Here is an 18,615-nt window from a genome sequence, read left to right on the forward strand (position 1 = left end):
ACCTCGAAGCGGCATTTTTTTTGCCTGGTGGATTTGTCACGCGTTGTGCGCAACAGCGCTGATTATCTTCCCGACGAATCAATCACGCTTTTCGTCCAGTAACGCTCTCACCAGCGCGACTTTCGCCGCATCAACGGGCGCAAGACCGTTGCCGCCAACGCGCACGCCCGAACCGAAGTGAACCGCTTGAACTTGCGTCGCGCTCACGAAGCCGGCTACTGCATCAATCGTCAAACCCGCGCCTGCCAGCACCGTGCAGTGTGAGCCGGACGCTTGCCGTACCAACTCACGCACGACCGACTCCGCCCGCAGCACGGAAGGTTTTCCGCCCGAAGTCAGCACGTTCGTCACAGCGTCGAAACCGAGCAGCACGTCGAGCGCTTTCTGTAGATCACGCGTTTCGTCGAACGCACGATGGAAGGTGATCGCCAAGCCATCCGCCGCATCGATCGCACGCGCGAGGCCTTCGCGGTCGATCTCACCATCCGCTGTCAGCATGCCGATCACCACTCCGTTCGCGCCGGCCGCCTTGACTGCGCGCACGTCGCGCAGCATCACGGCGTAGTCGTCGGCGTCATACACGAACGAGCGGCTATGCGGGCGCACGATCACGTTGACGGGCACGGCGCTCGCAGCAACCACTGCTTCGATCAAGCCAAGGCTCGGCGTCAAACCGCCCTCGCCCACCGCGGTGACGAGTTCGAGACGGTTCGCACCGGCCTGCGCGGCAAGCCGGGTGTCGGCAACGGTCGTGGCGATGACTTCGAGTAGGACTGACATAGGCGCGGCTGTGGGTCGTTAAAAACGACATGATCTCAGAACCGCCGCGTGCCCTGCCAATCGAAGCATCCAAATCGCTATTCTTCGACCCAATCGATATCGCCGCACAGCACGCACGTCTGATCACCAACGCGCGTCGCCACCGACAGCGTCACGCACGGCAACGCCTCGTTGATCGACAGATACGGACGCGTCACATGGACGCGTTCCGGCGCACTGATCGCCGCACGGAAATACGGACGACGCAGCCAGTTCGCCCCTTGCGCGTCGGCAAGCGGCAAAAAGCGCGTTTCATGCGCGGCGCGATCGGCGCGCAACACGACGTTGCGGCCCGCCTGCTTGCCCTTCGCATCGAGCAGGAAACAGCGCGCGGCATGGTCGAGCGCGAGGAAATTCCAGCACACTTCCTCGAGCGGTTCGCCGGCGGCGAGCCGTTCCGCGGCACGCTCGAACGCCCGCAGATACGGTGTGAGACGGCTCGCATTGCGGCGCTCGCGCGCTTCGGCCTGATCGCGATAACGGTCGGTGACTTCGCTAATGCAAGTCGCGGCGTGCGCCGCGTCGGCCGCCCCTGGATTCGGCCGGCCGAAGAAAAACCCCTGTACGAAGTCCGCATCGCAGGCGAGCGCCATCTGCGCTTCATGTTCCGTTTCGACGCCTTCGATCAGCACCAGCTTGCCCGCTTCGTGCAGTAGCGCCACCAGCCCAGGCAGGATCGTCGCCATGTCCGCGCGATGCGCGGCGTGCGAAAGCATGATGCGGTCGAGCTTCACGATGTCGGGATTCAGCTGCCAGATCCGTTCGACGTTGGAATGGCCCGCACCGAAATCGTCGAGTGCAATCAGGAAGCCACGCTCGCGGAACTGGCGCACGGCGTCAGCGAGACGCTCGAGATCTTCCGCGCGTTGTTCGAGCACCTCGAGCACGATTCGCCGTGGCGAAAGATCGAGCCGCTTGAGGTTGGCCAGCAAGGCAGCGGCGAGATACGGGTCGGTGAGCGCGCCGGGATGAACATTCAGAAACAGCCATTCGCGTTCGGCGCCGAGTACCTTGAAGTTTTCCAGATGCAGGGTCTGGGCGAGCCGGTCGACCTGCAGCACGTCGCCCAGACGCGCCGCCTCGCCGAAGACGTCGAGCGGTGATACGGGCCGGTCGAGCGCATCGTGCGCGCGCAGCAGGCCCTCGTAGCCCACTGCCCGCATATGCGACAGGCTGAAAATGGGTTGAAACACGCTCGTCAACGTCAGCTCGCCATGCTGCACCGAAAAACGTTCGAGCCCCGACGTCACCTCGACATCGAAGCCATGCGGCGCGCTGGCCGTCCTTTCCTGTTGCGCAATCGTCATGCAATCCTCTCACGCGAGAGCCGGGCCGGTCCGAACGCGGAAGCGAACAACCTCGGCACCGTTTCTCAAAATGTGCGTCATCGATATTCCTTAAGCAAGCTCCATGCGCACGCTGGCGCACATTCGAATGAAATTTGCATGAAAGATTGCACCGATGAACGAGCCGATGCGCCGCACGTGGGCGCGGTGCGCACCGTTAAGGTGCATTGCCTTACCTGGACGCTTGCCGACCGCTCTCGCGGGACCTTGCGGGGTTAACAATGACGTGACGCTGCAGCGGGCTAAACTTCTGCCTTGTGCCTCACGCGCGCCTCGTGATCGATAGGCGGCGGCATCGTCGACAATCGCAGAGAAAGCACCGCTATATCTCCATAAATAGACCGATGGATATTGTCTTTACCGTACTGATTCTTTTGCTCGCCGTCGCCGCATCCGGCATCGTGACCCGGATGATGCGGGTCGCCTCGCCGCTGCCGCTGGTCCAGATCGCGATCGGCGCAATGCTCGCATGGCCGAGGCTCGGGCTGCACGTCAGCTTCGATCCGGAAATTTTCATGATGCTGTTCATTCCGCCGCTCCTGTTCGCCGATGGATGGCGAATCCCGAAGCGCGAATTGTTCATGGCGCGCCGCTCCATCCTGATGCTAGCGCTCGGCCTGGTTTTCATGACGGTGCTGGCGGTCGGCTACTTCATCCACGCGCTGGTGCCGTCAATCTCGCTGCCGGTCGCGTTCGCACTTGCCGCGGTGCTGTCGCCGACCGATGCGGTGGCACTGAGCGGTATCGTCGGCAAGGGCAAGATTCCTGGGCGGCTGATGCATATCCTCGAAGGTGAGGCGTTGATGAACGACGCGTCGGGTCTTGTCGCGTTGAAGTTTGCGATTGCCGCGGCGCTGACGGGCGTGTTTTCACTGCGCGACGCGTCGATCAGCTTCGTGATCATCGCGGTGGGCGGTCTCGCGACGGGCGCAGCGGTGAGCTGGCTATTCAGCTTTGTGTCCGCGCATTTTCTGAGTCTTAACGAAGAAGGCGATCCGGCGCCCGGTGTGGTGATGACGCTGCTGATTCCGTTCGCCGCGTATCTGATCGCCGAACGCTTCGAGTTCTCGGGCATTCTGGCGGCGGTCTCGGCCGGCATGATGATGAACTACGCGAACATCGCGAACGCCGGTTCGGTGTCGTCGCGTGTGCGCGGGAACAGCACGTGGACGATGATCGAATTCGTCTTCAACGGCATGGTGTTCATTCTGTTGGGGCTGCAGTTTCCGCACATTCTCGGCCGCGCGCTGCTCGATGCGCACGAGACCAGCGATGTGGAGGTGTGGCGCTTGATCGGCTACATCGCTGCGGTGGCGGCGGCGCTCTACGCACTGCGCTTCGTGTGGGTGTGGTTGCTGCGCTGGTTCGCGAGCCGCGGCGCGGCGAAGCACGGCATGGTGAGTGCCGTACCGGGGTTGCGCACGGCAACGGTGACGACGGTGGCCGGCGTGCGTGGCGCGGTGACGCTGGCGGGCGTGTTGTCGTTGCCCGAGGTGTTACCGGGTGGCACGCCGTTGCCGGGGCGGGACCTGGCGATTTTCATTGCCTCGGGCGTGATTCTGCTATCGCTGCTGGTGGCAGTCGTGGCGTTACCGCTGTTGTTGAGCGGCTGGCGGCGGGGTAAGGATCCGCATGCCGCGGAAGAAGCGATGGCGCGCACGATGGCGGCGCAAGCCGCGATTCGCGCGGTTGACGAAGTGCACGATAGAGATTGCGCGGATCTGGATGAGTCGGCCTCGGCATACGCCGCGGATGTCACCGCGCGAGTCATGGACATTTATCGACGGCGGCTCGCTACACTCGAAGACGAACAGGAGCCACGTGAATTGGCACGCCGTGCCGATGCGCTGGAGTTCCGGATGAAGTTGGCGGCGATGCGAGCCGAGCGGAAGGTGCTGCTTGCACTGCGTAATAGTCAGGCAATCAATGACGAGACTTTGAACAAGCTCATGCGCGAAGTGGATCTGTCGGAGACGGCGCTGACCGTGCGGAAGCGATAGAGGTAGCGGTCAGCGTCGCCCAGGCCAATCAGGCCACCGGCCCCTGGGCCGGCTTCCTTCTCAGCAGCGCGTACAAAATGATCGCGCCAAAGGTCGCGGTACCGATCCCGCCGAGTCCGAAACCACCGAGCTTCAACGAAAAATCACCGGCGCCCAGGACAAGCGTCACCGCCGCCACGATCAGATTCCGGTTGTCAGAGAAATCGACTTTATTCACGACCCAGATGCGCGCGCCAGTCACCGCGATCAGGCCGAACACGACGATCGACACGCCGCCCAGCACGGGCCCCGGAATGGTCTGAATCACCGCGCCGAACTTCGGCGAAAAGCCCAGGACCAGCGCAATCACCGCGGCAATCACGAACACCAGCGTCGAATAGATTTTGGTCACGGCCATCACGCCGATGTTCTCGGCGTACGTCGTCACTCCGGTGCCGCCGGCAAAGCCAGACAGAATCGTTGCGAGTCCGTCGCCGATAAATGCACGGCCAACATAACGGTCGAGGTTCTGACCGGTCATCGCGCTCACCGCCTTGATGTGTCCAAGATTCTCAGCAACAAGAATCACCGCGATCGGCGCAAGCAAGGTCATCGCCTGCATGTTGAAAACCGGCGCGGTGAATTGCGGCATACCGAACCATGCAGCGTTCGCCACAATCGCAAAGTCGATCGGCTTGCCCATACCGAGACCATTCGTGACGATCGCGTAAATCACATACGCCATCAGCAAGCCGACCAGAATCAGCAAACGCTGCAGCATGCCGCGCGCAAACACCGCGACCGCGCCGACGCACAGCACCGTCACCAGCGCCATCCACGAATCGAAGTTGCTGCCGCTCACGCCATGCACCGCGATCGGCGCAAGATTCAAGCCGATCACGCAGACGATCGCGCCCGTCACCACCGGCGGCATTAGCGTCTCAATCCATCGGGTGCCGACCGCCGAGACGATCAGGCCGATGATCGCGTACACCACCCCGCACGCGATGATCCCGCCCAACGCCACCGGAATATTCATGTTCGGACCGTGGCCGCCATACCCCGTCACCGCGATCACCAGACCGATGAACGCAAAGCTCGAACCGAGATAGCTCGGTACGCGCCCGCCCACGAGCACGAAGAACAACAGCGTGCCGATCCCCGACATGAAGATGCACAGGTTCGGATCGAAGCCCATCAGCAACGGCGCAAGCACAGTGGAGCCGAACATCGCGACAACGTGCTGGATACCCATTGCAAACATCTGCGGCCACGCGAGACGCTCGTCGGTGCCGACAATGCGGCCCTCGGCCGCGTTCGGCTGGGCGCGCCAGCGTGGGAAATAGGAATCGGCCATGGCGGGGGTTCTCCTCTGTCGGCGTTTTAGTGGACGGCGCAGCGAACTGCGCCGTCTGGGAATTACGCGCGAGTGTACGGAGAGCCACCAGGCCTGGCAAGGGCGGCAAAACGCGTGTAAAGAGCGCTACGCGTGCCGCGCGTCCAGCGAGAACACCGTCACCGCCGCTTGCAACTGCCTTGCCTGGTCCGCCATCGACGCAGCAGCAGCAGCGGCCTGTTCGACCAGCGCCGCGTTCTGCTGGGTCACGTCGTCCATCTGCGCGACCGCGCGGTTCACCTCTTCGATGCCAGTGCTCTGCTCCTGCGACGCCGACGAAATCTCACCCATGATATCGGTCACGCGCTTCACCGCATGCGTGACTTCCGCCATCGTCTGACCGGCCCGCTCGGCTAGTTCGGCGCCGCTGCCCACACGCGCTGTCGAGCTCTCGATCAGCTCCTTGATCTCCTTGGCGGACACCGCGCTGCGCTGCGCGAGCGAACGCACTTCGCCCGCCACCACCGCAAAGCCGCGGCCTTGCTCACCAGCTCGCGCCGCTTCTACGGCGGCGTTCAGCGCGAGAATGTTGGTCTGGAACGCGATCCCTTCGATCACCGCGATGATGTCGGTCATGCGCTTCGAGCCGGCCGCCAACTCGCGCATCGTTTCGACCACATCGCCGACGAGGTGGCTGCCGCGCGCCGCCACTTCCGACGCGCCATGCGCGACACCCCCCGCCTGCTGAGCATTCTCGGCATTCATCTTCACCGTCGATGTCAATTCCTGCATGCTCGACGCGGTTTCCTGCAACGCGGCAGCCTGCTCTTCGGTGCGTTGCGACAGATCGGTGTTGCCCTGCGCGATCTCGCCCGAAGCCATCAGGATCGATTCGCTCGACTCGCTGATGCCCGAGACAATGCCGGCCAGCCGCTCGCGCATGTTGCGTAGCGCGAACAGCATGCTGCCTGTATCACCCGCACGGGTGTCGACGCGCACGCTCAGATCGCCATCGGCAATGCGGTTGGCGATGTGCATCGCGTAATCGGGCTCGCCGCCGAGCTGACGTGCGAGGCGCCGTGCGATCACCGTCGCGAGCAAGGCGCCCGCCGCGATCGCGCCCAACACCAGCGCGAGCATCACGATGCGCATGTGCTGATAGTTGGCGCCCGCCTCCTGCTGGGCTTCGTTGGCTTGCTGACGGCGATAGTCGATCAGCGCCGTGATGCGATCGCGCAGCGCCTCGCTCGACGCAATCGCGCGACGCACGAGTTCGTTGTTGTCGACGCCGGCCGGAATCGGTTCGAGACCGATTTGCTGATGCACGATGCCCTCCCATACGCCCGATTTGCGCAGCACTTCGTCGAACATCTCCTGACCCTTACTGGTCCCGATGGTCGCGCGGTACTGATCGTAGGCGCCGTGCATCTCTTTGAGCGAAGCGACGATGCTGTCTTTCAACTTTTGACGGCCGGCGTCGTCGGCGGCGTAGCCAAGATTCGCGGCGGCAAGATCCGAATCGATCTTGTGACGGTTCGCCTCTTCCATCCAGTAGAGGCCATTCATGTGCTGGTCGCAGATGGCGTCGGTAATGGCGTGCATCGACGACAACGTCTGCAGCGAAGTCCCGCCGATCACGACGCAGAACCCGATCACGACGGCAAACGCCAACAGCAGCTTCCTGAATACGGTCATGCGGTCGAACCACTTCATCTCACCATCCTTCATAAGTCCTAAGGGGACGCTCGCGTCGCTGCGCTATGGCAAAACTGTTCGCCATGTTTCAGATACGTGGCGACGCTGCCACCTCTTTTACGGCGTGCGTAACAGAGACTTGATGCGATAAATGGTGGGCATAACCGGGACAGGATGATGTAAGGATTGCCTGGCACGCGGGGCCGGATCGCTACTTCAACGCGCTTTACGCGTCGAGGCAGTGATTGGGATTTGTCTGATATATGGGGATGAGCCGAGCTTTTAGACTTTGTTTGTTGCGTTCACCCCCATGAGCGCACGTGATGTTGATGTAACTCTCCGACTTTCCGCTCACGCTCCCCGGCGTGAGCGGTTTTTTTTTGCCCATACGTCTCGTTGGCTGGCGCACTCGACCGGGCGTCTGGTGCGTCCGATACGTTCGATACGCAGTTGAATTTACGGATGCGTGACGAACGCACCATCAGCCAGCCGCAGCGTGTGATTGCGCACATCCTCCGGCCATGCCGCGACGATGCTGTCAAACCGGGCCCGATAGTCGGCATAGAGCGCGCGTGTTGCATCTTCGTAATCAGGCAGATTGCCGGCTAGCGCGGTCATGAAGCGATACACCGCTTCTTGCGCTGCGCGTTTGCGATCCTTGTCCTCGCCCGCAAGCCGCGCCGCGTCGACCAGTTTGCGCAGCGCGACGGAAGCGCCACCCGATTGCCCATTGAGCCAATCCCAATGACGCGGCAGCAACGTGACCTCTCTCGCCACCACACCGAGCTTGGGCCGGCCGCGGCTGCGCGGAGTGTCGTCTTCCCCCGCGTCAGCAGTTGGGGCAGGTTGTTCGCCGGGCGCCTCGCTTGCCAGCCGCGCCAGAATCTCTTCAGGCGTGCCGCGCAAATCAAATTCGACCGGGCGGCTCGTGACGTCGTCGAAAATCAGGACAGGCGCCTGTTCGCCGCGCGCCAGCACTTCGCGTACGGCGAGCGCCACCTCGAACACAGGGCCTGAGGCGACGCGACGGTATCCCTCGAAGGCGGTGCAGGTTGCAGGATGGGGGGTCATGACAAACTCCGGAAAGAAGAATTTGTCGAATTATACCCGGGTATAAATTAAACGCAAAATATTACCCGGGTTAAATTGTTCGGAGCAGCGTACGCGACAAGTTCTACGCCAATCAGCGCTGGCCGTCTGCCCGAAGTCGGCGCAATCCGCGGAGCGGCACACCTGTGAAATTGTCTCGCCTCACTGCGCCGGCGACGCCACGGCACTCCGTCGATCCGCCCGCGCCGCCACCGGATAGCACAGCACGCGGTTGCGGCCGGCGTCCTTGGCCTCGTAGAGCGCCTCGTCCGCGGCGATGGCGAGTGCGCGGCTCGTCGCGAATACCTGGCGGCTGGTGCACGCAATGCCGATGCTGATGGTCAGCACATGGTGCGAGCTCGCGACATGGCGAAGTTCGAGCGCCTGAACCGCGGCGCGAATTTTCTCGGCGATGGTCGCCGCCCCGGTTTCGTCGGTATCCGGCAGGAGCACGGCGAATTCTTCGCCACCGTAGCGCGCAGCGGTATCGCCCGGGCGCCGCACGCTCTGCCCGATGCAGCGCGCCACGGCGATAAGCGCATCGTCGCCGGCCGAGTGGCCGTATAGATCGTTGAAGCCCTTGAACGTGTCGACGTCGATCAGCAGCATCGACAACGGCCAGCCGTTACGTTGCGCGCGGCGCCACTCTTCCTCCGCATGTTCCTCGAAGGTGCGGCGATTGTTCAGGCCGGTCAAGCCGTCCGTACGCGCGAGCACGCGCAACTCTTCTTCGGCCGCGCGGCGCTGCCGCAGTTGCTGCGAGAACAGGAGAGCGAGCGCAATGATCACCACGTCGAGCGCCGCAATCAGCGAGCCGATGAGCCACGCGCGATGCCGCCATTCCACGTAGATGTCGCGAGTAGAGAGGGCCACGTCGAGAATCAACGGATACATATCGATATGGCGGAACGCGTACCAGCGCTCGACACCGTCGATCGCCGCCGTGCCGAAGAAGTCCCCGCTTGGCTGCTGGAGGAAGCGTGAATAGTTCGAGGTGCCGGTCAGACTCCGGCCGATGATTTTCGGATCATACGGGCGCCGCATCAGCATCGTGCCGTCGTTCAGCATCAGCGCCATCGAGCCGCCCGAGCCGAGATTCATGCCGGCGAAGAGGTGCCTGAAGTAAGTAAGGCGCATCGTGCCGACCACCACGCCGCCGAAGCTGCCGTCCGGCCGCGAGATACGACGGCTCAACGCAATGCTCACGTCCTTGCCGGTCAGCTTGGGCATGAACGGATGGCTAACGTACAGGCCGACATCGGGGGAATCGCGCTGAACCTTGAAATAATCGCGCTCGGCGAGATTGACGGGACGCGGTGGCGAGGATTGCGAATCGAAGATGATGTTGCCGGCTGTGTCGAGTACGAAAATCGAACCCATGTCTTTGGCGCTGGCAGAGCCGTCGAACAACACCATCTGGCGGATCTTCGGCGGCAGCTCCAGCACGCCGGGTTGTTTCAGGCCGTCGATTACTGCCCGCAGCGACAGATCGTAGATCTCGAGATTGCGCGACACGTCGCGCTCGACCAGCAGCGAGACGTTGAAGACCGAATCCTGTGCGCGCCGCAGCGCATCGTCGCGCATCTGCGCCAATACCCACACCGCGATCGCAAGGATCGCGCTGGCCAGCACGATACTGATGGCAATCACGATGTTCGGTCGGCGCGTCACCATGAGCGTTTCATTCGGGCATGCGCTGACCTACGCGCGTGGAGAAATTGGGCGCGTCAGGAAGGCGCGTCTCGTGAAACGGTAGCCTACCAGACGCTGGGGCGCGTCGAACGAGGGAAAAGGCAGGTTTTTGGCGGATTAAACGAAATTTTCCGACCAGGAGACGTCGCGGGCCGCGGCGCGGCGCGCGGACGTCACCCGTCCGGGCGTTCAGCCGGCGTGCAGATCGAGCGCCGGCTCGGACGCGGCGCGGCTGAGCGCGCGGATATCGGCGACCTCGAGCACCGCTTTGGGGCCGCCATGGCGCGCGGCCTCCAGCATGGCCAGACCAATGTCTTCGGTGCTGAGAATGTAGTTGGGAAACAGCGCGCGCAGCGTCGACAGAAGCGGTCTCGCCACCGTATAGAACAAACGGTACGAGCGGGTTTTCGACACGGCGCCGTTCAGCGGCTCGATCACGCCGGGGCGGAACAGGTAGACGGCCTTGAACGGCAGCCGTAGCAGCGCATTCTCCGTCCTGCCCTTGACCCGCGCCCACATGGTGCGGCCGTGTTCAGTGCTGTCGGTGCCCGCACCCGACACGTAGACGAAAGTCATCTGCGGATTGAGACGGGCGAGCGTCTGCGCGGCGGCCAGCGTCAGGTCATACGTAAGGCGCGCATACTCGGCCTCCTGCAGACCTGCCGACGAGACGCCCAGACAGAAAAAGCACGCATCGAAACCCTTCAGCGATTCTTCCACCGCCCGGTAGTCCATCAGGTCCGGCTGGATCAGCTCGTTCAGACGCGGATCGAGCTGGCCGGTGCGGGTTCGGCCAACAGTCTGGACTGCCTCGACGTCTGGCGCGCGCAGGCATTCGCGCAATACGCCCTGCCCGACCATGCCGGTCGCGCCGAATATCAGAACCTTCATGATGCGTGCTCCATGATTGCGCCCGGCCAGCGCGCATTGGTCAAACCTTTGGATATGTCCCATAAACGGGCGGCCGCCGCTTTGTCCCGAGCGTGGCGGGCGATCTGAGCGTCGCCCGGCGGCCGCCTGCGCGCTCAGGCTTTCGCCGGTGCGCCCGGAAATTCCGGCAGCGGCGTTGGCGCGGAGAAATCGGTGGCCGCGCTGACCGCTCGCCACGCTTCGGCCGCCGCAGCGCGCGCCTTGTCGCCTTCGCCGGCGAAATGCAATGCGTCACTACCGAGCAGAAGATGCGGCGGCAACGAATCGTGATACGCAAGCTTCAGCACCACTTGCGCCACCTTTGCGGGATCGCCGGCTTCCTTGCCGACGTACTGGGACAGCATATCCGCGACAGCGCCGACCGACGGCACATAGTCCGGCAGCAATTCCGGCGCCTCACCCATCGCCCCTGTACCCCACTCCGTTTTCATGCCGCCCGGCTCGAGCGCAGTGACGTGGACGCCGAACGGCGCGAGTTCCTGGCTGATCACCTCGGTGAAGCCGCCGACCGCCCACTTCGCAGCCTGATATGCGCTCAAACCCGCGATCCCGACTCGGCCACCCACCGACGAAATCTGGATCACGTGGCCGGCTCGCTGTTTGCGCAGCACCGGAAGCGCCGCACGCGTGACGTTAATCACACCATAGAAGTTGGTGTCGATCTGCGCACGGAAATCGTCTTCGGTAGTTTGCTCGAACGGCGCCAGATGACCGAAGCCCGCGTTGTTGATGACCACATCGAGTCTGCCGAAAGCATCGACTGCGGCCTGCACGGCCGCGCGTGCCGCCGCCGGATCCGTGACATCCAGCGCAACCGCGCGAACCTGCTCACCGTAGCGCGTCACCAGATCCGCCAACTGACGCGGATCGCGTGCCGTAGCAACCACTCGCTCACCGGCACGCAATGCCGTTTCGACAATGTCGCGCCCAAGCCCGCGGGCGCTTCCCGTAACCAACCAGACCTTCGACATAATGTGCTCCTTACATTTCAATGAGCATGTACGCGCTCATTAATAAGACAAAAAAATTAGTTCTGGGCAATCGCGTGCCAGAACGCCTCAAAGCCGGCCTTGCGATAACGGTCGGCATTGGCCGGTTCGCGAGCGATGAAATCCATGGTGGTTTCGGCCAATGCCGCCATGATTGCCGACAGGAAAGCCGGCGGATGATCACGCAAAGCGCCGCTCGCCACGCTTGCCTGAATCATTGCGTTGATGTCCGCGAAAGACTCCATGCCAGTTGCACGCGTGCAGTCGGACAGACGCTCCGATACCGATAATTGCGCCATTGCCCGGCGTTTTTGCGGTTGCGCCACGCCCCAGTCGACAAACCTGTCCCACACGTGCTGGATGCGCTCCCGCACGCTGGCTTGCTTCGGATAGGTCGTCATCATCACTTCGCGCAGCTCCGCCTTGATGTCCAGGTAGAGCTGGTTCAGCAACTCGTCCTTATTGTCGAAGTACGTGAACAGCGTTCCTTCAGCCACGCCCGCGAGTTTTGCAATGCGCGCGGTGGGTGCGCTCAAACCCTGCTCGGCAATGACCTCAGTTGCGGCGGCAAGGATGGCGTTGCGTTTGTCTTCGCTTTTCGGACGGGCCATACGGTTCGTTTCGACTACAAGCAATTAATGAGTGATTGCTCAATCATATCCATGTACGAGCGCTTGTTCAAGCCATTTTTTGTTGCCTGATGCCCGCCAGTAGGTTATTTGCCCGGATATACGTCGAAAAATGAAATGAATATGTAAGACTCATGCTTTCACCACGCACCTAAATATATTCAAATCAACCGAAAACGATGCGTTCTTCGCGCATCGTACGCAAGCTTTGTAGAGGAATACCCGGAATTTCTTAAGTCCGTAAGAATCCGATCCGATAACCAGTAAATGGGATACCCATTTACTGCCTGACGTTCGACGCACCTTCGGAGGCGTCCTGGGGAAGGCACGAAGGGTAAACCGCGCGGGGCGGCCACGATGATCGGCTGCCAGATAGACGCTCCCATGCCCGGACCTGAGAGTCCATTGCGAACGCTTCAACGTTTCGTTATTGGAGAAAAAAAATCGTGACCCTCAAAAACCTCACCATCAAAACCAAACTCATCGCCGGTTTCGGCATGCTGTCTGTCGTTGTCGTCGTAGTTTCCGGCCTTTCCCTGAAGGCGCTGAGCGATTCGACCGATGGGTTTTCCAACTTCGTACACGGCATCAACGCACGCGCCGATATGGCGGTGCAAGTTCGAACCGCCGTGGACCGCCTAGCGATCGCGGCGCGCAACCTTGTGCTCGTGACCAAACCGCAGGACCTCGAAATAGAGAAAGCCGACGTGACGCGTGCGCACGAAGACGTGCAAACCGACCTGAAGAAGCTCAACGACATGATCGCCAGCGCGACCGACACGTCGGAGAAAGCACGCAGTCTCGTCGCCGAGATCAACCGGGTCGAAGCGGCTTATGGCCCCGTCGCCCTCAACATCGTCAATCTCGCGCTCACCAACAAGCGGGACGAAGCGATCGCCGAGATGGACGAGCATTGCCGGCCGCTGCTCGCCGCGCTGATTCGCGCGACCAACGCGTACGCCGACTACACGCGCTCACGCCAGGAACAGCTGGTCAGCGAGTACACGGCGCATTACGAGAGCCAGCGCAATCTGCTGATCGCGATCTGCCTTATCGCGCTGGGGCTCGCAGTCGGCGCGTGCGTGGTGATCACGCGTGCCGTGACCGGACCGCTGCGTTTTGCGATCGACGTCGCGCGCACCGTGTCGGAAGGCGATCTGCGCACGCGCATCACGGTCGAGGGCCGCGACGAAACCAGCAAATTGCTGACCGCCCTGCGCGAGATGAATGAACGGCTGACGGTGACCGTCGGACGCGTGCGCGACAGCAGCACCAGCATCGCCGGCGCGGCACGCCAGATCGCGGCGGGCAATATGGACCTGAGCCAGCGTACCGAGCAGCAGGCTGCGTCGTTGCAGGAAACTGCTTCCAGCATGGAAGAACTTACCTCCACGGTTAAGCAGAACGCCGACAACGCGCAGCAAGGCAGCATGCTGGCTGCGAATGCATCATCGGTGGCGCAGAAGGGGAGCGAGGTCGTCGGTCAGGTGGTGAACACGATGCACGACATCAGCGACAGCTCCACGAAGATCGCGGACATCACAGGCATCATCGAAGGCATTGCGTTCCAGACGAACATCCTCGCGCTGAACGCGGCAGTCGAAGCCGCGCGGGCGGGCGAACAGGGGCGGGGTTTCGCGGTGGTGGCAAGCGAAGTCAGAAGCCTGGCTCAACGTTCATCGAGTGCGGCCAAGGAGATCAAGGATCTGATCGCCACTTCCGTGGACAAGATCCGCGACGGTTCGGCGCTTGCCGGCGAGGCGGGCAAGACGATGACCGAGGTGACTCAGGCAGTCGCACGAGTCACCGACATCATGGCGGAAATCGCGGCGGCATCGACCGAACAAAGCCGTGGGATCGAGCAGGTCAATCTGGCGATTACGCAGATGGACAACGTCACGCAGCAGAATGCGGCTTTGGTGGAAGAGGCGGCAGCGGCTTCGCGGTCGATGGAAGACCAAGGGGAACAACTGACTGACGCCGTCGCGTTTTTTCAGGTGAAGGATTCGGCGGCGGCGGTAGCGGTAGCTGCGGTTCCTGTTCGGCGGGAGGCGCCGCGGCGTGAGGTAGCGGCGACTGTTGCTGCTGCGCCGAAACGCGTTGCGCGGGCTACGGCCGCTGCGCCGGTTGCCGCGCTTGCTACTGCAACTGTAGATGAAGGGTGGGATAAGTTCTGATTCAGGAAAGCGCCACGCTCCCGCATGACAAGCATGCGGGAGCGCAGTCAATCGCGACGCATCGCGTCGTCTTAGCTCAGCCCGTCAGGCGGTCTTTTCCGAAGCGGCAGGAAACGGCAGCGAGTGAATCCGCCTGCCGGTGGCCGCGAAGATCGCATTCGCGACCGCCGGCCCGACCGGTGCGACACCCGGCTCGCCGACACCCGTCGGCGCTTCGCCCGATTGCACGATATGCACCTCGACCTTGGGCATCTCCGCGAACCGAAGCACCTGGTAGCCGTCGAAGTTGTTCTGCTCGACCTTGCCGTCCTTTAACGTGATCGCGCTGTGCAACGCCGCGCCGAGACCGAAGCCGATGCCGCCTTCCATCTGTGCGGCGATGACGTCGGGATTGATTGGCGTACCGCAATCCACCGCACACACGACGCGCTCCACTTTCACGTTACCGTCCTTGTCGACGGAGACTTCCGCGACTTGCGCGACGAACGTCTTGAACGCCTCGGCTACCGCGATGCCGCGCCCGCGGCCTTTCGGCAAAGGTTTGGCCGGGTCCCAGCCCGCTTTCTGCGCAGCGAGTTCGAGCACGCCCCGCATACGCGGTTCATGCGCGAGCAGATCGCGGCGGAAGACGAACGGGTCCTTTCTCGCGGCGTGCGCGGCTTCGTCCATGAATGCCTCGACCGCGAATGCCGTATGCGAGCTGCCGACCACTCGCCACCACAACACGGGCACGCCGGTCTGCGTGGTCGTCAGTTCGACCGAGACGTTCGGAATCGCGTAGGCCACGTTAGCGGCGCCCTCGACGGACGTCCCGTCAATCCCGTTCTTAACCATCACGCTGGCGAACGGCGTGCCGGCAAGAATCGACTGACCGACGATGCGATGCCGCCAGCCGACGAGCTTGCCGTCGGCGCTCAGGCACGCGTCGAGCTTGTGGAAGTACATCGGCCGGTAGAGGCCGCCGTGGATGTCGTCCTCGCGGGTCCACTGCAGCTTGACCGGTGTGCCGTTCGCACCCAGCGCCTTCGCAATCGACACGGCCTCGACGATATAGTCCGATTGGGTGTTCGCGCGTCTGCCGAAGCTGCCACCCGCATACAGCGTGTGGATCTTGACTTGCTGCGGATCGAGTCCCGCCGTATGGGCGGCGTTGGCCTGATCGACGGTCTGAAACTGGTCGCCGGCCCAGATTTCGCAACTGTCAGCGGTGAGTTTGACAACTGCGTCGAGCGGTTCCATCGGTGCGTGAGCGAGATACGGGAACGCATAGCTGGCGGAGATTTTCTTCACCGCGCCTGCGAGCGCCTTCGTCGCATCACCGTCTTTTCGGGCGGACATACCGGGCTGCTCGGCGAGTTGCCGGTATTCAGCCATGATCGCGTCCGAGCTGCGCTTTTCGGCCTTTGAATCGTCCCATTCGACTTTCAGCGCATCGCGGCCCTGCTTCGCCGCCCAGAAACCCTTCGCGACCACGGCGACGCCACCCGGCACCTGCACGACCGAGACGACGCCCGGCACCGCTTTCGCAGCCGACGCGTCGAACGACTTGACGGTCGCGCCGAAGAGCGGCGGACGCTGCAGCAGCGCGACCAGCATGCCGGGGAACGTCACGTCGAGCGTGAACTGCGCAGTGCCGTTGGTTTTCGGCGGCACGTCGACACGCGGCAGCTGATGGCCGATCAAACGAAAATCCTTCGGCGACTTGAGCGTGACCGTGTCCGGCACCGGCAAGCGGGCCGCGGCCGACGCGAGCGAACCGTAGGTCGCGGTCCGGTTCGTGGCCGCGTGATGAACGCTGCCGTCGAGCGTCGTCAGCTCGGATGCGGGCACCTGCCACTGCGCAGCTGCGGCGGAGACCAGCATCGCGCGCGCTTTCGCGCCGGCTTCGCGCAATTGCATCCACGAGTTGGCCATCGCCGAACTGCCGCCCGTGCCCTGGATCGTGCCGAACGCGAGATTCGCGTAGCGCTTCGCATCGGCGGGCGCGCTTTCGACACGCACGTCCTGCCAGTTCGCATCCAGCTCTTCCGCGACGATCGTCGCGATGCCGGTGTACGCGCCCTGGCCCATCTCGACATGCTTCGCGATGACCGTGACGCTGTTGTCCGGCGCGACGCGCAGGAACGCATTGGGCGCGAACGTCGCGTCGGGCATCGTGGCGGCGAGCGCGCGGCGGCCCGTGCCCGCCCATTCGAAGCCGATGGTGAGACCGACTGCCGCGAAGGCGCCGGCTGCTTTCAGAAAGGTTCGGCGCGACGGGCGTACCGCATCCTTGAGATCGAGATCGGTCGTCATGGTCAGGCCTTCAGGGTGGCAGCGGCTTCGTGGATGGCCGCGCGAATACGGGTGTAGGTCGCACAGCGGCAGATGTTGCCGTTCATCGCGGCATCGATGTCGGCGTCGGTGGGCGTGGCGTTATGTTCGAGCAAGGCTGTCGCGGACATGATCTGTCCGGACTGACAGTACCCGCACTGCGGCACCTGCAGCTTGACCCATGCGGCCTGGATGGCTTTTGCGGGCCGGCTTTCGATGCCTTCGATAGTCGTGATGCGCTTGCCCGCGATAGCCGCAAGCGGCAGCACGCACGAGCGGGTGGCCTCGCCTTCCAGATGAACCGTGCAGGCGCCGCATTGCGCCATGCCGCAGCCGAACTTCGTGCCGTGCAGGCCCGCGTCTTCGCGGATTGCCCAGAGGAGCGGCGTGGTGGGATCGGCGTCGAGCGTAACGTTCTTGCCGTTGAGGACAAACGATGTGGACATGGAACCTCTCCGTGGGGAAAGCCCGGACTTGGCGCCGGGTGTACGCGGCAGTGTGTACCGACTGCCTGCGGTTGCGCTTACACAATCCTGCAAATTTATTGAACAATGCTGCAAATCCAGCAGGCCAGCGGCACTTACCCCGCAGCGGTTGGGTATGCTCGATTCCGTTCACGGAGTTCCATGCGCATGAAACAGCATTCCTCCCGGCCCGATCCTTCGGCGGCACGCGAAACCGCGCGCCGTGAACTCGCTGCGCTCATCAGCCGCTTCGCGCCGACGGACGGCACCCATCAGACGGCGATCCCGTCGCTCACGTTCTATCGCTACTCGCAGCCGGTGGATCTCGGTTGCGGCGTGACGAACTCCGCATTCGTGTTCGCGGCGCAGGGCGCCAAGCGGGTCATGGTCGCGGGGCAAGCGTACGTCTACGATCATCTGCATTGCCTCGTGACATCCGTCGACCTGCCGGTGATGTCGCAGGTGACGCGGGCCTCACCCGACGCGCCTTATCTGTGTGTGAAGTTCTCGCTCGATCCGCAGCGGATCGTCGAACTGGCGACGCAGCTGCGCCTGCCTGAACCGGATGCCGCGTCAGCGGGCGAAGGCATCGCAGTGGCCACGCTGTCGGCACCGGTTTTCGATGCGGCGCTGCGACTCGTACGATTGCTCGATACTCCGGGTGACATTCCCGTACTCGCACCGCTCATCGAAAAGGAATTGCTCTACCGGCTGATGACGAGCGAGCAAGGGAAACGGCTGCGGCAGGTCGCGGTGAACGGGAGTCAGACGTACCGGATCGCGCGGGCAATCGAGTGGATCCAGAATCACTACACCGAGCTTTTGCGGATGGAGACGCTGGCACATGCGGTGAACATGAGCGTGTCGTCGCTCCATCATCACTTCAAGAACGTCACGACACTGACTCCGCTGCAGTATCAGAAGCAACTGCGGCTACACGAGGCGCGCAGATTACTGCTCAGGCATAGCGGAGATGTCGGGTCGGTCGCGGTCCGGGTCGGGTATGACAGCCCTTCGCAGTTCAGTCGCGAATATAGCCGGCACTTCGGCGCGCCGCCGCTTCGCGACATCGCGCAATTGAGGCGTTTGGATGGGGTGGAGTTTCGGGAGTGAGCGTAAGTCGCATTCGCGACATCTCCCTTTGGGGGAGATAAGGG

Annotated in this window: 14 protein-coding genes; 3 read left to right on the forward strand and 11 right to left on the reverse strand. The window is 62.8% G+C overall.

What is annotated here, in order from left to right; genetic code table 11:
• Window positions 1-78: 78 nt before the first annotated feature.
• Both KHO33_RS28715 and KHO33_RS28720 read right to left on the reverse strand, forming a co-directional pair.
• A complete protein-coding gene (locus tag KHO33_RS28715) occupies window positions 79-780 on the reverse strand; it encodes a copper homeostasis protein CutC (RefSeq protein ID WP_200564161.1) in 702 nt (233 codons plus the stop codon).
• Between the two features lie 77 nt (window positions 781-857).
• The gene (locus KHO33_RS28720) at window positions 858-2,126 is read right to left on the reverse strand and encodes a sensor domain-containing phosphodiesterase (protein WP_200564163.1); all 1,269 of its coding nucleotides are present in this window, start codon (window positions 2,124-2,126) and stop codon (window positions 858-860) included.
• Window positions 2,127-2,509: 383 nt separating this feature from the next.
• On the opposite strand from KHO33_RS28720, the gene KHO33_RS28725 reads away from it, so the two are divergent.
• Complete coding sequence (locus tag KHO33_RS28725) at window positions 2,510-4,165, forward strand: Na+/H+ antiporter (RefSeq protein WP_200564165.1); 1,656 nt, start codon at window positions 2,510-2,512, stop codon at window positions 4,163-4,165.
• 28 nt (window positions 4,166-4,193) lie between these two features.
• On the opposite strand, the gene KHO33_RS28730 is transcribed toward KHO33_RS28725, so the two are convergent.
• The 7 genes from KHO33_RS28730 to KHO33_RS28760 form a co-directional block, all read right to left on the reverse strand.
• The gene (locus tag KHO33_RS28730; protein ID WP_054037841.1) at window positions 4,194-5,501 is read right to left on the reverse strand and encodes a solute carrier family 23 protein; all 1,308 of its coding nucleotides are present in this window, start codon (window positions 5,499-5,501) and stop codon (window positions 4,194-4,196) included.
• A gap of 126 nt (window positions 5,502-5,627) precedes the next feature.
• A complete protein-coding gene (locus KHO33_RS28735) occupies window positions 5,628-7,193 on the reverse strand; it encodes a methyl-accepting chemotaxis protein (protein ID WP_200564167.1) in 1,566 nt (521 codons plus the stop codon).
• 438 nt (window positions 7,194-7,631) lie between these two features.
• The gene (locus tag KHO33_RS28740; protein WP_200564168.1) at window positions 7,632-8,246 is read right to left on the reverse strand and encodes a DUF2239 family protein; all 615 of its coding nucleotides are present in this window, start codon (window positions 8,244-8,246) and stop codon (window positions 7,632-7,634) included.
• 180 nt (window positions 8,247-8,426) lie between these two features.
• Complete coding sequence (locus KHO33_RS28745; protein ID WP_200564170.1) at window positions 8,427-9,938, reverse strand: sensor domain-containing diguanylate cyclase; 1,512 nt, start codon at window positions 9,936-9,938, stop codon at window positions 8,427-8,429.
• A gap of 207 nt (window positions 9,939-10,145) precedes the next feature.
• Window positions 10,146-10,847, reverse strand: coding sequence for an NAD-dependent epimerase/dehydratase family protein (locus KHO33_RS28750; protein ID WP_200564173.1), 702 nt, complete (start codon window positions 10,845-10,847; stop codon window positions 10,146-10,148).
• A gap of 134 nt (window positions 10,848-10,981) precedes the next feature.
• Window positions 10,982-11,857, reverse strand: a complete 876-nt coding sequence (locus KHO33_RS28755; RefSeq protein ID WP_200564175.1) for an SDR family NAD(P)-dependent oxidoreductase — start codon at window positions 11,855-11,857, stop codon at window positions 10,982-10,984.
• A 56-nt stretch (window positions 11,858-11,913) separates the two neighbouring features.
• A complete protein-coding gene (locus tag KHO33_RS28760) occupies window positions 11,914-12,486 on the reverse strand; it encodes a TetR/AcrR family transcriptional regulator (protein ID WP_200564177.1) in 573 nt (190 codons plus the stop codon).
• Window positions 12,487-12,950: 464 nt separating this feature from the next.
• Between KHO33_RS28760 and KHO33_RS28765 the strand changes: the two genes are divergently transcribed.
• Window positions 12,951-14,681 (forward strand): methyl-accepting chemotaxis protein, encoded by a 1,731-nt coding sequence (locus tag KHO33_RS28765; RefSeq protein WP_200564179.1) that lies wholly within the window; start codon window positions 12,951-12,953, stop codon window positions 14,679-14,681.
• Window positions 14,682-14,765: 84 nt separating this feature from the next.
• Here the strand turns inward: KHO33_RS28765 and KHO33_RS28770 are convergent, their stop codons facing one another.
• Both KHO33_RS28770 and KHO33_RS28775 read right to left on the reverse strand, forming a co-directional pair.
• A complete protein-coding gene (locus tag KHO33_RS28770) occupies window positions 14,766-16,976 on the reverse strand; it encodes a xanthine dehydrogenase family protein molybdopterin-binding subunit (RefSeq protein WP_200564181.1) in 2,211 nt (736 codons plus the stop codon).
• 2 nt (window positions 16,977-16,978) lie between these two features.
• A complete protein-coding gene (locus KHO33_RS28775; protein WP_093644821.1) occupies window positions 16,979-17,440 on the reverse strand; it encodes a (2Fe-2S)-binding protein in 462 nt (153 codons plus the stop codon).
• Window positions 17,441-17,626: 186 nt separating this feature from the next.
• Here KHO33_RS28775 and KHO33_RS28780 point away from each other — a divergent pair, with 186 nt between their 5' ends.
• Window positions 17,627-18,571, forward strand: coding sequence for an AraC family transcriptional regulator (locus tag KHO33_RS28780; RefSeq protein ID WP_200564183.1), 945 nt, complete (start codon window positions 17,627-17,629; stop codon window positions 18,569-18,571).
• Window positions 18,572-18,615 lie beyond the last annotated feature (44 nt).

This window comes from Paraburkholderia nemoris (assembly GCF_905221015.1).
GTDB lineage: Bacteria > Pseudomonadota > Gammaproteobacteria > Burkholderiales > Burkholderiaceae > Paraburkholderia > Paraburkholderia nemoris.

What these genes read in the sequence shown, in the direction of transcription:
- KHO33_RS28735 (WP_200564167.1), bottom strand. Translation starts at nt 7,193, where the DNA reads ATGAAGTGGTTCGACCGCATGACCGTATTCAGGAAGCTGCTGTTGGCG.
- KHO33_RS28725 (WP_200564165.1), top strand. Translation starts at nt 2,510, where the DNA reads ATGGATATTGTCTTTACCGTACTGATTCTTTTGCTCGCCGTCGCCGCA.
- KHO33_RS28745 (WP_200564170.1), bottom strand. Translation starts at nt 9,938, where the DNA reads ATGGTGACGCGCCGACCGAACATCGTGATTGCCATCAGTATCGTGCTG.
- KHO33_RS28780 (WP_200564183.1), top strand. Translation starts at nt 17,627, where the DNA reads ATGAAACAGCATTCCTCCCGGCCCGATCCTTCGGCGGCACGCGAAACC.
- KHO33_RS28730 (WP_054037841.1), bottom strand. Translation starts at nt 5,501, where the DNA reads ATGGCCGATTCCTATTTCCCACGCTGGCGCGCCCAGCCGAACGCGGCC.
- KHO33_RS28740 (WP_200564168.1), bottom strand. Translation starts at nt 8,246, where the DNA reads ATGACCCCCCATCCTGCAACCTGCACCGCCTTCGAGGGATACCGTCGC.
- KHO33_RS28770 (WP_200564181.1), bottom strand. Translation starts at nt 16,976, where the DNA reads ATGACGACCGATCTCGATCTCAAGGATGCGGTACGCCCGTCGCGCCGA.
- KHO33_RS28750 (WP_200564173.1), bottom strand. Translation starts at nt 10,847, where the DNA reads ATGAAGGTTCTGATATTCGGCGCGACCGGCATGGTCGGGCAGGGCGTA.
- KHO33_RS28715 (WP_200564161.1), bottom strand. Translation starts at nt 780, where the DNA reads ATGTCAGTCCTACTCGAAGTCATCGCCACGACCGTTGCCGACACCCGG.
- KHO33_RS28720 (WP_200564163.1), bottom strand. Translation starts at nt 2,126, where the DNA reads ATGACGATTGCGCAACAGGAAAGGACGGCCAGCGCGCCGCATGGCTTC.
- KHO33_RS28775 (WP_093644821.1), bottom strand. Translation starts at nt 17,440, where the DNA reads ATGTCCACATCGTTTGTCCTCAACGGCAAGAACGTTACGCTCGACGCC.
- KHO33_RS28760 (WP_200564177.1), bottom strand. Translation starts at nt 12,486, where the DNA reads ATGGCCCGTCCGAAAAGCGAAGACAAACGCAACGCCATCCTTGCCGCC.
- KHO33_RS28755 (WP_200564175.1), bottom strand. Translation starts at nt 11,857, where the DNA reads ATGTCGAAGGTCTGGTTGGTTACGGGAAGCGCCCGCGGGCTTGGGCGC.